At 56.0% G+C, this 15,137-nt stretch carries 8 protein-coding genes; 2 read left to right on the top strand and 6 right to left on the bottom strand.

Annotated elements, in window-relative coordinates:
• Position 1: 1 nt before the first annotated feature.
• The 6 genes from napA to STH12_RS06365 all read right to left on the bottom strand — a co-directional run bounded on the left by napA (position 2) and on the right by STH12_RS06365 (position 8,975).
• On the bottom strand, positions 2 to 2,491 hold the full coding sequence (gene napA, locus STH12_RS06390) for a nitrate reductase catalytic subunit NapA (RefSeq protein WP_126169440.1): 2,490 nt from the start codon (positions 2,489 to 2,491) through the stop codon (positions 2 to 4).
• Positions 2,492 to 2,493: 2 nt separating this feature from the next.
• Positions 2,494 to 2,751 (bottom strand): chaperone NapD, encoded by a 258-nt coding sequence (locus STH12_RS06385; protein WP_126166780.1) that lies wholly within the window; start codon positions 2,749 to 2,751, stop codon positions 2,494 to 2,496.
• A gap of 44 nt (positions 2,752 to 2,795) precedes the next feature.
• Positions 2,796 to 2,957 (bottom strand): periplasmic nitrate reductase, NapE protein, encoded by a 162-nt coding sequence (locus tag STH12_RS06380; protein ID WP_126166779.1) that lies wholly within the window; start codon positions 2,955 to 2,957, stop codon positions 2,796 to 2,798.
• 397 nt (positions 2,958 to 3,354) lie between these two features.
• Positions 3,355 to 7,224, bottom strand: coding sequence for an ATP-dependent RNA helicase HrpA (gene hrpA, locus STH12_RS06375; protein WP_126166778.1), 3,870 nt, complete (start codon positions 7,222 to 7,224; stop codon positions 3,355 to 3,357).
• A 107-nt stretch (positions 7,225 to 7,331) separates the two neighbouring features.
• Complete coding sequence (locus STH12_RS06370) at positions 7,332 to 7,748, bottom strand: CBS domain-containing protein (RefSeq protein WP_126166777.1); 417 nt, start codon at positions 7,746 to 7,748, stop codon at positions 7,332 to 7,334.
• Positions 7,749 to 7,940: 192 nt separating this feature from the next.
• Complete coding sequence (locus STH12_RS06365) at positions 7,941 to 8,975, bottom strand: isoaspartyl peptidase/L-asparaginase family protein (RefSeq protein ID WP_126166776.1); 1,035 nt, start codon at positions 8,973 to 8,975, stop codon at positions 7,941 to 7,943.
• Positions 8,976 to 9,119: 144 nt separating this feature from the next.
• Between STH12_RS06365 and STH12_RS06360 the strand changes: the two genes are divergently transcribed.
• Together STH12_RS06360 and STH12_RS06355 are read left to right on the top strand one after the other, a co-directional pair.
• The gene (locus tag STH12_RS06360) at positions 9,120 to 10,958 is read left to right on the top strand and encodes an autotransporter assembly complex protein TamA (RefSeq protein ID WP_126166775.1); all 1,839 of its coding nucleotides are present in this window, start codon (positions 9,120 to 9,122) and stop codon (positions 10,956 to 10,958) included.
• The gene (locus STH12_RS06355; protein ID WP_126166774.1) at positions 10,955 to 15,016 is read left to right on the top strand and encodes a translocation/assembly module TamB domain-containing protein; all 4,062 of its coding nucleotides are present in this window, start codon (positions 10,955 to 10,957) and stop codon (positions 15,014 to 15,016) included. Before STH12_RS06360 ends, STH12_RS06355 begins: the two co-directional genes overlap by 4 nt.
• Positions 15,017 to 15,137: the final 121 nt, after the last annotated feature.

Here is a 15,137-nt window from a genome sequence, read left to right as displayed (position 1 = left end):
CTCAAGCCTTCAACACTTTGACAGCACACTTCTTGAAGTCGGTCTGTTTGGACAGGGGATCTGTCGCATCCAGAGTGACTTTGTTGATGAGCTGACTGGCGTCGAACCAGGGAACAAACACCAGGCCCTTGGGCGGCTTGTTACGGCCACGGGTCTCAACGCGGGTGAGGATTTCACCGCGGCGGGACACAACCTTGACCTCATCGCCACGCCGCAGACCACGGGCCTTGGCATCGTCCGGGTGCATAAAGCACACGGCGTCAGGGAAGGCGCGGTACAGCTCGGGCACACGCTGAGTCATGGAGCCTGAGTGCCAGTGTTCCAGCACACGGCCGGTAGACAGCCACATATCGTATTCTTCATCCGGCGCTTCGGCGGCGGGTTCGAATGGCAGTGCGAAAATCACCGCCTTGCCATCTGGTTTACCGTAGAACTCAAAGCCCTTGCCGGGTTTGACATAAGGATCTGAGCCTTCACGGTAGCGCCACAGGGTTTCTTTACCGTCCACCACAGGCCAGCGCAGGCCGTGGGCTTCGTGGTACATGTCGAATGGTGCCAGGTCGTGGGCGTGGCCACGGCCAAAGGTGGCATACTCTTCAAACAGGCCCTTTTGCACGTAGAAACCAAAGTGTTCGGCTTCATCGTTGGCGTATTTGGCATCGCGGTCCGCCAGCGGGAACTTGTCGACGTTGCCGTTTTTGTAGAGCACTTCATACAGGGTCTTGCCTTTGTAGGCTGGGTTGGCATCCAGCACCTCTTTTGGCCAGACTTCATCGGTGGTAAAGCGCTTGGAGAACTCCATCAGCTGCCACAGATCTGAACGTGATTCGCCCGGTGCTCTTACCAGCTGATGCCAGAACTGGGTACGACGCTCAGCGTTACCGTAGGCGCCCTCTTTCTCAACCCACATGGCGGTAGGCAGAATAAGGTCAGCCGCCTGTGTGGTCACCGTTGGGTAAGCATCCGACACCACTATGAAGTTGGCTGGGTTACGGTAACCGGGCAGCGTTTCTTCCATCATGTTGGGCGCAGCCTGCATGTTGTTGTTTACCTGCACCCAGTAGGCGTTGATATCGCCATCTTTAAGGCGGCGGTTTTGCTCAACCGCGTGGTAACCAGGCTTGGGCGGAATAATGCCGGCGGGAATTTTCCAGATCCCTTCCGCAACCGCACGGTGCTTGGGATTGGTCACCACCATGTCTGCAGGCAGACGGTGGGAGAAGGTACCCACTTCACGGGCGGTACCACAGGCCGAAGGCTGGCCGGTCAGCGAGAATGGGCTGTTACCGGGAGTAGAGATCTTGCCTGTCAGCAGGTGGATGTTGTAAATCAGGTTGTTACACCATACGCCGCGGGTATGCTGGTTGACACCCATGGTCCAGAAAGACGTGACCTTGGTGTTGGGATCGGCATACAACTTGGCAAGTTCCTCCAGTTTGTCTTCGGCAACGCCGGACATCTGGGCCGTTTTCTCCAGTGTGTACTCAGACACAAAGGCCTTGAAGGCATCGAAATCGATGGGGGTCGAATCCCCTGCCGTGGCAACGTTTTTCGCCTTTTGCTGCAATGGGTGGGTCGGACGCAGACCGTAACCAATGTCAGTTACACCCTGACGGAAGTTCACATGCTTCTTAACGAAGTCATGGTTCACCATGTCGTTTTGGATGATGTAGTTGGCGATAAAGTTGAGAATGGCCAGATCGGTTTGTGGTGTGAAGACCACAGGCAAGTCGGCAAGTTCAAAGGAGCGGTGCTCGAAGGTAGACAGCACGGCAACTTTAACGTGGGGCGCGCTCAGGCGACGGTCGGTCACGCGGCTCCACAGGATAGGGTGCATTTCGGCCATGTTGGAGCCCCACAGCACAAAGGCGTCGGCGGCTTCCATATCGTTGTAACAGCCCATGGGCTCGTCCATGCCGAAGGTGCGCATAAAGCCCACTACCGCAGAGGCCATACAGTGACGGGCGTTGGGGTCGATGTTATTGGAGCCGAAACCGGCTTTCATCAGCTTGGAGGCTGCGTAACCTTCCCACACGGTCCACTGGCCTGAGCCGAACATACCGATGGCGGTTGGGCCCTTGGCCTTGATGGTGGCTTTCCACTTTTCAGCCATCACATCGAAGGCTTTGTCCCAGCTGACGGGGGTAAATTCGCCATTTTTGTCGTACTGACCGTTGGTCATACGCAGCATAGGGGTTTGCAGGCGGTCTTTGCCGTACATGATCTTGGAGAGGAAGTAGCCCTTGATACAGTTGAGGCCGCGGTTTACTTCACTGTTGGCATCGCCGTGGGTGGCTACAACGCGGCCATCGCGGGTGGCAACCATAACCGAGCAGCCAGTACCGCAGAAACGGCAAGGTGCCTTGTTCCAGTCAAGCTTGGTTTGCTCAGAGCTGGTAATAAGATTGCTGGCGGTCGCCGGCAAGGCCAGCCCGGCAACACCGGCCGCGGCGATTGCCGCATTGGCCTTCATAAATTCACGTCTGTTCATTTTCATTGCTCGTCCTCTTCCAGCACTTCACTCTGGTGATAAACCATGGTGGCCGACATCACACCTGGCAGACCATTGATGGCCTCAATACCAGCCAAAATGTCTTTCTGGGAGTTGCCCTCCAGCACCACCACCAACTTGACCTCGTTGTTCACGGAAAGCTCGGCTCCGGCCATGGCCATGATTTGGCCGCGCACCTCGGACATCTTTTCCGGTAACACCTGGACAATCAGGCTGGTGACATGAAGTTCATTGCTCATTGGCGTTTCCACTAAAGGTTAGAAATTTGTTCTGATTATTTTGTTTAGCCCGCGCCCGGTGGGCCGGTAAAAATCTGGCCAAGCCAAATGGCGAAGCCATAGGCCGACACCAGCCCAACGGCCAGCAGCGGCGCCAGGAAAACGGTCAGGAAGATAAAAATCTTCAGCTCCAGGCTCTTTTGATTGTCTTGGGGATCGGAACTCATGTGTCCTCCATTAGCCTCGGGCAATGCCCGCTGTGTGCCGTGTCTCTTTACTGTAGGTTCAGTGAGTTACAGCAGCATTTCTTTCGAGTCTGATCATACGCGCCCACTGTTAACAAACTGTATACCCCGAAATCGGTAAACAGAATGCCACTTGATCCAGATCATCTATTTCCCGCAATTTCAAACGAGATCATGAATTTCAAGCGCTCTTTTCGATTATTTACTGCTTCTTAAGCATATTTCAGCTATTCAGCAACTACTAAAGCTAGGCCAAAAAAGCACCGTTTGACCACAGCAAAAGGAAGGATTTTTGAAAAATATTTACAAAGAGGTAGGAAGCATAAAAAACGGGCCGTGATCCAGATCACGGCCCGCTAATCCCAAGGGGTAAGAAGAGTTACTGCGCTATATGCAGCAGTACCCGCTTTTCCGAAATCGGCACCGAGGTACCCAGCACCTGGGCAAACAGCGACACCCTGAGCTCTTCAATCAGCCAGCGAGCCTCCTGCAAATGGGCTGGTACCGGCTGACTTTTTGGCACCTTGGCAAGCTGCGCCTCCAGCGCCTGCTCCACCTTGTGAATTGACAGCAATTGCAGCTTGTCGCGTACCGGATCCACCGGCAGTTTTTCAAGCCGGTACTCAATGGCCTTCAGATAGCGAATAACATCCGCCAGGCGAGCGTGGCCACAATCGGCCACAAAGCCCTTGTATACCAGGCGGTCAAGCTGGGTCTGGATATCACTCATCGCAAACGCAATATCCAGGCTGATTTTGCCCTTGAGGCGCTTTTTGATGGCGTTATGCAAGGTCAGGATTTGCTCGACCTTGAGCGCCAAGCCTTCGGCCACTTCGTTGAGGCTGGCACGCACCTTGTCCCTGGCCTGCTCAAACCCGGTCTGATCACGCACCTTGAGATTATCGCTGTCGATAATTTGCGCCACCGCCGCATCGATGATGTCGTCAATCAGCAGCTGCACCTGACCAAAGGGATTAAAGTACATTGCCAGCTTGGCCTTGTTGGGCAATGCCTGCTGTAAGTGTTTGACTGGCGATGGAATATTAATAAGCAGTAAACGGCGCACGCCCTGAGCATGGGCCTTTTCGGCCTGGTGCTCATCATCAAAGAGCTTCACCGCCACACTGTCTTTTTCATCCACCAGCGCAGGATAGGCTTTCACCTCATAGTTGCCCCTGCGACGCTGGAATTGCTCCGGCAGCGCCTCTATGGTCCAGCCGGTCAATCCCGACTGCTCGATTCCTGACTTGGCTAACTGACGAATGGCCGTGGCAACAACGCCCTGCAAACTGGCCTTCAAGGCGTCCAAATCACGCCCCTGACCCACAAGCTTGCCTTTGTCGTCCTCAATCTTGAAATTCATCTTAAGGTGCGCTGGCAGCTCATCGGTATTGAAGTCATCGGCCGACACCCGGGTGCCGGTCATGCGAAGCAATCTGTGGCTTAACGAATCCAGCAGCGGCATCTCCTGGGACATGGCTTCCACGGCGGCGCGGGCATAATCCGGCGCCGGCACGAAGTTGCGTCTGAGCGCCTTTGGCAAGGATTTAATCAGCGCCACGCACTTCTCTTCCCGAAGTCCGGGCACCAGGAAATCAAAACCGCTGTCTTCCACCTGGTTAAGCAGCGCCACCGGAATGTGCACGCTGACACCGTCATCCTCTGCGCCCGGTTCAAAGTGATAACTCAGCGCAAAGCTTAAGTTGCCCTGATGCCACTTGTCAGGGAAGTCCAGCCTGGAGACATGGCCTGTACTGCGGGCGTAGAGCATCTCTTCATTGAAATTCAGCAGCTCAGGCTGTTTGCGTCTGGCTTCTTTCCACCAACTGAAGAGCTTGGGCGCGTTGTAAATGCCTTCCGGCAAGCGCTCGTTGTAGAAATCGAACAGCACCTGCTCGTCCACCAGAATGTCGCGGCGGCGGGACTTGTGCTCAAGTTCCTCCACCTCTTCAAGCAGCTTTTGGTTATGCAGGAAAAAGGCTTCACGGGTTTTAAGTTGCCCTTCTGCCAAGGCACTGCGGATAAAGATTTCCCGCGCCTCGATGGCATTGATGGGGCCGTACTGCACCTTGCGGCGATTCACCACAGTCAGCCCGTAAAGCACCTGATTTTCAAACGCCACCACCGCGCCCTGATTGGCTTCAAAGTGCGGCTCGTTATGCTGCTTTTTAATCAGATGCGCGGCCAGTTCCTCAAGCCATTCCGGCTCGATTTTGGCGCAGCCACGGGCGAACAAACGGCTGGTTTCGGTCAGCTCCGCCGCCACTATCCACTTGGGGCCTTTTTTCGCCAGTGGCGAGCCCGGGAACACGTAAAAACGGCGATTGCGGGCGCCCAGATACTCGTTGTTATTGTCTTTAAAGCCGATGTGGCTCAAAAGACCGGACAAGAGGGAGCGGTGCAGGCTGTCGTAATCGGCGGGCACGCTGTTTAATTTGAGTTTCAGCTCATGCACACTCTGGCGCACCTGGGTGTAAAGATCCTGCCATTCCCGCACCCGCAGATACGCAAGGTACTCCTGCTTGCACAATTTACGGAACTGACTGGCGGAGAGCGCCTTTTGCTGCTCCTTGATGTAATTCCACAGATTCAGCAAAGAAACAAAGTCAGAGTCTTTGTCGGCAAAGCGGCTGTGGGCCTCATCGGCGGCCTGCTTTTTCTCAAGCGGCCGCTCGCGGGGATCCTGAATCGACAGCGCCGAGGTAACCACCAGGGCTTCATGCAGGGCGCCTCGGCCCGCGGCCTCAATCACCATGCGGGCAAGGCGCGGGTCCAGCGGCACATGGGCGAGCTTGCGGCCAAGGGGCGTCATCTGCGGCAAGCCTTTTTTCAGCTTGATGGCCTGCAGTTCTTCCAGCAGCAAAAAGCCGTCTTTGATATGGCGCTCATCGGGGGGCTGAATAAAGGGGAAGCCCTTGATGTCACCCAGGCCGATGGAGAGCATCTGCAAAATCACCGACGCCAGGTTGGTGCGCAGAATTTCGGGGTCGGTAAACTCAGGCCGCGATAAAAAGTCCTGCTCGGCGTAAAGGCGAATACAAATGCCCGGCCCTACCCGGCCACAACGGCCCTGACGCTGGTTGGCACTGGCCTGACTGATAGGCTCGATAGGAAGGCGCTGCACCTTGGTACGGTAGCTGTAACGGCTGATGCGGGCCGTGCCCGGGTCAATCACATAGCGAATGCCGGGCACGGTAAGGGAAGTTTCGGCCACGTTGGTAGCCAGTACAATCCGCCGCCCGGTATGGGACTTAAACACCTTGGACTGCTCGCCGTAGGAGAGCCGTGCGTATAGCGGCAGCACCTCGGTATCGCGGTAGTTGCGCCTAGCGAGCTGCTCGGCGGTGTCGCGGATTTCCCGCTCGCCGTTCATAAAAATCAGAATATCGCCGGGGCCTTCTGTCACCAGCTCGTCAACGGCTTCAAAGATGCCGTCCATCAAATCCAGATCCGGCTCATCGTCTTTCACCAGCGGCCGATAACGGGTCTCCACCGGGTAAGTCCGGCCCGACACCTCAATCACAGGGGCGTTATTGAAATGTTTGGAGAAACGGTCCACATCTATGGTGGCCGAGGTGATGATAATCTTGAGGTCCGGCCGCCTTGGCAGCAGCTCTTTAAGATAACCAAGGATAAAGTCGATATTGAGGCTGCGCTCGTGGGCCTCATCGATAATTAGAGTATCGTATTGATTCAAAAAGCGATCGGACGACAGTTCCGCCAGCAAAATACCGTCGGTCATCAGCTTCACATAGCTGTTTTCATTGATGGCATCGGCAAAACGCACCTTAAAGCCCACCGCCTCACCCAGCGGGCTATGCAGCTCTTCTGCTACCCGGGTGGCTACACTGCGGGCCGCCAGACGGCGCGGCTGGGTATGACCAATCAGACCGCGGCTGCCACGGCCAAGCTCAAGGCAGATTTTCGGCAACTGAGTGGTTTTACCAGAACCGGTTTCACCGGCAACAATTACCACCTGATGGGCGGCAATGGCCGCAGCGATGTCGTCTTTTTTCTGTGACACCGGCAGATTGTCGGGATAGCGGATAGTGGGGCGGTTATTGAGCCGCTCAGTGACCTTGGCCCGTGCGGCCTCGGCACGGGCCGTCAAAGCCTCGCGCTTTTCTGTGCGGGCAGCATCATCGTCAAGCCGCTCAAGCTCTTTGAGCTCACGGCGAATGCGTACCACATCCGTTTGAAAACATTCCTGTAAATAGGCACGGGAGAGAGGGTGTCCTGCAGCGCTCAAATCCGGTTTCCCCAGCGAGAATCAAAACACAGGATCCTAACAAGAAGCGTTGGCTTTGGGTATAAAAAAGCCCCGGCGGCCGGGGCTTTTTTGCGCAATCATGCGCCTCAGGCGGGGGCGAGATAGCATTGCTGCATGTAGGTGTTCATGGCAGCCAGCACATTGGTGCGGTTAATAGTGCCTATCACCTGGCCATTTTCGACCACGGGGTAGATTTTCGGCTTGGGGCCGGTCATCTGCTCGGCGAGGCGCAGCATACTGTCTTCCGGGCTGACCCAAAGCACATCGGCACGCATACAGTCAGCCACGGTGGCGGTTAAATCACAGTGATAACTGCTCTTGAGCATCACAGCCAAACAATCCTGCTGGGACAGAAATCCCACCAGATGGCGCGCGTTATCGACTACCGGTGCACCGTTCTTTTTATGTTGAAGCAACATCTCGACCGCAGTGGCAAGCGTCATATCAGGTTTGAGCAATACGGCTTGCCTGTCCATATGCTCCCTGACTTTAATCGAATCCATGGCATTCCCCTGTCAGTAGTTTCACTTCCAAGTGTAGAAAAAAACAACAAAGGTTGCCTGTCAAGCTTATCGATTGCCTCAATCGAGTGAAAAGTGCGGGATTGGCACCGCCAAAAACTGCATCTGCCACGCTAAAAACTGCATCAGGCAGGCGCTCGCGGCCTACCTGACACACAGCTATCTCGTCGCTGCTTATTTATCGCGCCAAATCATGATAACGGGATCGTCCTTGCCAACCCGACTGGCGCGGTACATGCCTTCGGTGTTGAACGGCGTAGCCACATTGCCCTGAGCGTCAATGGCAATCACCCCACCGCTGCCACCGGCCTGTTGCAGGCGCTGGTTGATCACTTCGTCGGCGGCCTGAATTACGTTCTTTTGCTGGTACTTGATACGGGCACAGATATCGCCGGCCACATGGTAGCGGATGAAGTATTCGCCGTGGCCGGTGGCCGATACAGCGCAAACGCCGTTTTCGGCGTAGGTGCCCGCGCCAATCACTGGCGAGTCGCCAATCCGGCCGAAACGTTTGGCAGTCATACCGCCGGTTGATGTACCTGCGGCCAGGTTGCCATTTTTATCGAGTGCCACGGCGCCGACAGTGCCGAACTTGTAATCCAGATCCAGACTGGTGGCCGAGGCATGAAAATCTTTGGCAGCACTTTCGGCCGCCTTGATTTTGGCCTTGGCATCCAAAAGCTGCTGATAACGGCTATCGGTATCAAAGGTATTGGCCGGCACCAGCGCCATCCCCTGGGTCAGGGCAAACTCTTCCGCACCGCTGCCTGAAAGCATCACGTGGTCTGACTTATTCATTACCAGCAGCGCCAGGTCGATGGGGTTTTTAATATGCTTTACCCCGGCCACAGCACCGGCATTCAAGGTCTTACCGTCCATCACGGACGCATCCAGTTCGTGGGCGCCGTCAAAGGTGTAAACCGCGCCGTAGCCTGCATTAAACAGCGGACTGTCTTCAAGAATATTGATAGCGGCTTTCACGGCATCGAGGCTGTCGCCTCCCTTGGCAAGGATCTTATGACCGGCGTTGACGGCTTCTTCGAGTTTGTCCCGGTAGGCCTGCTCCTGCTCTTCGGTCAATTTGGCCTTGGAAATGGTTCCGGCGCCACCGTGAATGGCAATACCGAAAGGCGTCGGGGTGTCGGCTGATGAAGGCATAGTGGCTCCGAGGCTGAGCATCAGGGTTAAGAGGGCGAGCTGTTTGTTCATTTTTATCCTGCTTTTGTGTGACAAGCCTGTGTTCTTTTTAACGATTTTACGTTTTAAACTCAATCCCGACCTTGCTGTTAACCGCACTTGAGGCGACAATTGGAGCCAATGGAATATTGACCGCGATCCAGGACTTTTGCGCCCTTGAACTCTCGTTTTTTGACCGCTTCGACGGCGGTATTTGCCTCCCTGCTGCTCCCGGCAGCCCACGCAGCCGACCCACTGCTGCGCGTCACCGTATCCGGCGTTGATGAAGCACTGCAAAAAAACATTCTAGCTCACCTGGGCACCCTGCCCGAGACGGATGTGCAGCGCCGCGCCTTTTTATTTAACGTGGATGATGCCGTGGATGCCGCCATGCAATCTGTGGGTTACTACCACAGTGAGGTGAGCCAAGCGCTGACCCGCAGCGAAAAAGGCCCCTGGGAACTCACCCTGGCCGTCACATCCGGCGAACCAACCCGCATCGATTGGGTGGATATCCGCTTTGACGGCGATATGCTGAGCGACGAGAGTTTCTCCCGCTGGCTGGATAACGTGAGTCTGCGTCCGGGCGATGTGCTCAATCACGGCCAATATGAAAGCCTGAAGGCGGAGCTTGGCGCCATCGCCCTGTCCCGCGGTTACTTCGATGGCGAATATACCAAGGCGGAGATCCGGGTCAACCGCGACGAAAACCGCGCCACTATCAGTTTGCATTTTAACTCGGGCGATCGCTATCGCTTTGGCGATGTGAGCTTTGAAGGCCATACCCTCGAAGAAGGCTTTCTCGATAAGCTTATCCCCTTCGATAACGACACTCCCTACGCCACCCGCAGGCTGTCGACCTTTAACAGTAAGCTGCAGGAAACCGGCTATTTCCGCTCGGTAAAGGTGTTGCCGCTACTCGATAAGGCGCAGGACGGCGAAGTACCAGTGCGGGTTGAGCTTGAAAACCGCCCCGACCATTCCATAGAGCTGGGTCTTGGTGCCGACATCGGCAGCAGCACCGACAGCTCCTTTGAGCCACGGGTGCGGGTCACCTGGCGTACCCCGCAAATCAACCGTTATGGCCACTCCCAGGAAACCAGTATCGAATGGTCACCTGACCGGCCAAAATTTTTAACCACCTACACCATACCGCTCACCCATCCACTGGACGATCAGCTGAAAATCCGTTTTGGACTGCTGCGTGACAAGTATGGTGTGACCCAGGTGTACGATCCGGAAAAGCTCGACTTTACCAACACAGGGCAACTTGAATCGAGCAAGGGGCTGCTGGGGGTTGTCAGAACCCAGCGGCTTAAGAGCAGCTGGCTTTGGGGCTACTCACTTGATTACATTAAAGAAGCCTATACCCAGTCGGATACCGATTACGACCCGAGCTTTGTGCTTGGCGGCGTCAGCCTCTCCAGTACGGTGCGCGGCGATGCCTCACTCGATCCCAAATGGGGTTACCGCCATTCCTACAGTGTGGATTATGCCGATCCCAGTCTGGGCTCAGAAACCCGCCTCACCCGCATTCAGGCCAAGTTCAAGTGGATTGATACCTTCTTTGACAAACACCGCCTGGTTGCCCGCGCCGACTTTGGCCTGAACCTGGTGGCCGATTCCGATCTGGCGCTGGTGCCGCCGTCACTGCGATTCTTTGCCGGTGGCGATCAGAGCATTCGCGGCTATGCCTATCAGGAACTTGGGCCTTTTTATGAATACACCGGCTCAGATGGCACCGTTGGCCGCGAAGTGGTCGGCGGCAGATACCTGGCGGTCGGCAGCCTTGAATATCAGTACTATCTGACGCCATCCTGGCGCCTGGGCAGCTTTGTCGATGCCGGTAATGCCTTCGATAAGGACCAGTTTGAACCCGTAGTCGCCGTTGGCGGCGGGGTGCACTGGATATCGCCCATTGGCCCCATCAAGCTGGATATAGGCGTGGGCCTTAAAGAAACCGAAACCCTTGACCGCTCCTGGCGTATTCACCTGACCATGGGGAGCGAGCTATGACACAGGATGTAACAGTGCCAAGCCCGGCTGCACCCGAGACACCCATCAAAAAGCCCTGGTATCACCCCTGGCGGTTATTTAAGTTAATTGTCCGTATCGCGATTTATCTGCCACTGACGCTGCTGGTACTGCTGGCACTGGTGCTTGGCACCCCCTTTGGCGCCCATATGGCGGTAGGTCTGGCTTCCAAACTGGTGCCGGGCTTTTCGGCCCAATACCAAAGCGGCACCTTAAACCGCGACCTGTCCCTGAGCGAAGTTTCTTACGCTATGCCCGGTATCGAGGTAAAGGCTGATGCGGTGTCACTGCTTTGGCAACCCTCCTGCCTGCTGACCAAAGGCGTGTGTGTCAACGCGCTGAACCTTGACGGTGTGGATGTGGCGGTTGATACCGCCGCGCTGCCAAAGTTCGAAAGTAATGAAGCAGAAGAGGCATCCGGCCCGCTGAAGTTACCAATCACCCTGACGCTGGACAGCGCCGAGATTAACAGGGTCAATATTCGCCTGGATGCCATGACCTTTGCTGCCGCGCAGCTTGCGACCGGCGCCCGCTGGCAGGACGACGGTTTGTGGGTCGACTTTCTCAGAAGCGATGGCCTGCTGATAGCCATTCCCGCAACCTCCGCCTCTGATGAGGCCGCCAAGGCCGATGTGTCTGCTGAAACCGCCAAGGCGGAAGAGACAACCAAGTCTGACGCCACGCAGGCATCCACATGGCCGCTGGCAGCGCTGCCTGAAATCCAGCTGCCGATGGACCTTCACCTCAAGGCGGCCGAGATAAAAAACTCGACCCTGAACCTTGGTGAACGCAAGGACCATTTCAGCCTTATCACAGCTGCAGCCGACTTTGAAGGCAGCCAGCTGACCTTAACCGAACTGCTGGTGCGCCACGATGAAGCAAACCTTGAGCTTAAGGGGACGGTTGAGCTCAGCAAAAACTACCCCCTTGCCATCAAGCTTAAGCTTGATACCGACTCGCCTTCTTTGATGCCCGAGCTTGGCAAGCAGCAGCTGACTCTGGTGGCAAACGGTAATATGGACGCGCTTAAGGCCGAGATCGATGCCAAAGGCTCTGCCGAGCTGCGCCTTGCGCTGGATGCCGCCCTGTCAGATCCGAAATTGCCATTTTCCCTGACGCTCGATGCACCACGGGCTGGCTGGCCTCTGAGTCAACCCGAGTATCTGGCAACCGACCTTAAACTGAATGCCAGCGGGGATTTGGATGCGCAGCAAGCCAAGCTAAGTACAAAGGTCACTACGCCGTTCCACACGCCGCTGAGTCTGGATGCGGCGCTGTCCAACGCGGCACAAAAGCTGAATATCACGTCACTTAATATCAGCGGTGAGCCGGGCGACATACAGTTAAATGGCAGCCTTGACTATGCCAAGGCGCTGAGCTGGGATGCCAATGTCGCCTTCCAGCAGCTCACCCCCTCCGCCATCATATTGCCTGAGAAGCCCGCTGCTACAGCAAAAGCCGATACGGCAAATACTGCCAAGGCCGAAGCGCCTGAGGCTTCAGAAGCAGCTGACGCAGCAAACCCGGCCTTAGCTGTGCAGCAAGGGGCCAATGACGAGGCAACTGACCTAGCAATTGCCGCCAAAGAAAGTGGAAAAGACAAGCAAGCCGCACCACAGAGTCAGGCGGCCGCCGCCGGCACTCTGCCAAGTGGCAGTCTGGACGGCAGTTTGCGGGTTCGGGGAAGTCTGGATAACGGCTGGCAAATCGCACTCAGTGATACCGACATCCGCGGTGAGCTCGATGGCTACCCAGTCACCATGGGCGGCGATGTGAGCGTGGATCATGAGCTGCATCTTAGCGCCAAAGACTTCTCCCTCGCCGCTATGGGCGCCACAATCGAAGTCAATGGCGATGTGAAAAAGGATTGGGCACTCGATGGCATCATCCGCGCACCGGATCTGTCGCTGCTCTCCCCCGAACTTGCCGGCCAGTTCAACGCCACCTTAACCGTGAGTGGCGCCCAGCAAGACCCCTTTGTTAACCTCGAAGCCCTGGGCGTTGCCATCAAGGCCGGCGGCGCAACCCTTGAGAGCCTGAATATCAAGGGCATGTATCAGCCCAAGGCCAATCATGAGTTTGCGCTTTCCGTCAAAGGAGAGCAGCTGAATGTGGGCGAACGTAAGCTTGAGACCATAACCCTGGGCGGCAAAGGCGATATGAACAGCCAACGCCTGCGCGCCCAGACCTTTGGCGATCTCCGTCTGGACACAGTGCTGCACTCTAAGTTTGATGATAAGCGCAAGCAAGTCAGTGCCGTGTTGAGCCGATTGAATATTGGCAGCGAATTCGGTGACTGGCAGCTCTCCAAGGACATGGAATTGGGTTGGGATCTGAATAAGAACAGTGGCAGCCTCAACGATGCCTGCCTTGTACAACAAAACAGCGCCCTGTGTCTGGCCCGTCCGGCCAAACTCGGGGCAACCGGTGATGTGGCCCTGAGCTTTAGGGGAGCACCCGGTGCCATCATCGACCGGGTACTGCCACAAAACATAGACTGGCAGGGCGATGCGAGTCTGGATGCCAACGTCACCTGGTCGCCCAAACGCAAGCCCACCGGCGAGCTGCTGCTGGCCTTTACCCCGGGCAAGGTGCTGCTCAGCAGGCCCAAAGGCCAGGTTGTGGAAGTCGCCTACGAAGAGCTTCGCCTCAATGCCAGCCTCACGCCTGAGGCGCTAAGCACTAGGCTGCGCTTTTTGTCAGGCACCCTGGCAAGCCTTGAGAGCGAAGTCAGTGTGAAGGTGACGCCGGATCGCACCCTCGATGGTTTTGTGCGCCTCGACAGTATCAGGCTTGAAGCCCTTAAAGAATTTTTACCTCAGCTCGATACCCTCGAAGGCCAGCTCACCAGCAATCTGATGCTGGGTGGCAACCTGATGGAGCCTCAGGTCAGTGGTGATTTAAAGCTTATCAAAGGCGCCTTCTCCGCCAGCGCCAACCCTACCCTGATCAGCGATGTAGACATGGAAGTAAACTTTGCCGGACAGCGCGCCATGCTGCGCGGCGACTGGCAGATGGGCGACGGCCCGGGTGAGCTTAGCGGTAATATCGCCTGGCCCGGCGGCGAGTTCAGTGGTGAGTTACTGGTCAAAGGCGACAAGCTTGCGGTTATCGTACCGCCAATGGCGCTGCTGGACGTATCGCCGGATCTCAAGCTGGTGTTCGATGCCAAAACCATGGATGTCAAAGGCGCGGTAAATATCCCCACAGGTCATATCAAGATAGTGCAACTCGCCGAAGGCGGCGTAGCAGTGTCAAACGATGTGGTATTCGATGACTCCATCGCCGCCGCCGAGCAGAAGACCAGCCCTTACGGCATCATTGCCGATTTGAACATTCGCGTGGGCGATGAGGTGAAAATTGAAGGCATGGGCCTCAAGGGCAAGCTCGACGGCACCATACGCTTGCAGCAGCAGGCCTTTAAGCCGCCACTGCTGTTTGGCGATGTGAAGGTGGTAAGCGGCAGCTACAAGTTTATGGGTCAGACCCTGAAGATCCCCAAAGGTGAAGTACAGTTTGTTGGACCGCCGCAGCTGCCTAACCTCAATATTGAAGCCATTCGCGAAATTAAAGAGGAAGATCTGGTTGCCGGGGTACGCATTACCGGCACAGGCATGGCACCGGAAGTGACCCTGTTTTCCAATCCATCCAAGGAGCAGGCCGAGATCCTGTCGTACATCATCAAGGGCAAGGGTTTCGACAGCAATGGCAGCGGCGATAACAATGCGCTGATGATGAGCGCGGCGCTGTCGCTGAGCTCGTCCCTGTCAGGGGGCGCCATCAACAATATCGGCAGTACTGCCACCTCACTGGTTGAAAAGTTCGGCTTCTCCAATGTGCAGCTCGATGCCAACGATGAAGGCCGGGTGGCCATCAGCGGCTACATAGGTGAAGACCTGATGGTGAAGTACGGGGTGGGCGTATTTAACCCGGGCTACGAAATGACTGTGCGTTATTACCTGCTGTCGCAGCTGTATCTGGAAACCGTATCTGGCACCCTGGGCCAATCACTGGATATCTATTACAACTTCGACCTGTAAACTTGCCCAGGTTCATACTCAAAGGCCGATGCGAAACCATCGGCCTTTGTTTTATCCCCATACACGGCAGCCATGGGCGGTGGCTGACAAATCTATGTCTTCTTTCGATACGGCGCTGAAC

Origin of the sequence: Shewanella khirikhana, from assembly GCF_003957745.1 — a bacterium.
GTDB lineage: Bacteria > Pseudomonadota > Gammaproteobacteria > Enterobacterales > Shewanellaceae > Shewanella > Shewanella khirikhana.
Note: the sequence above shows the minus strand (reverse complement) of the source record. Positions and strands in the feature narration are given on the sequence as shown.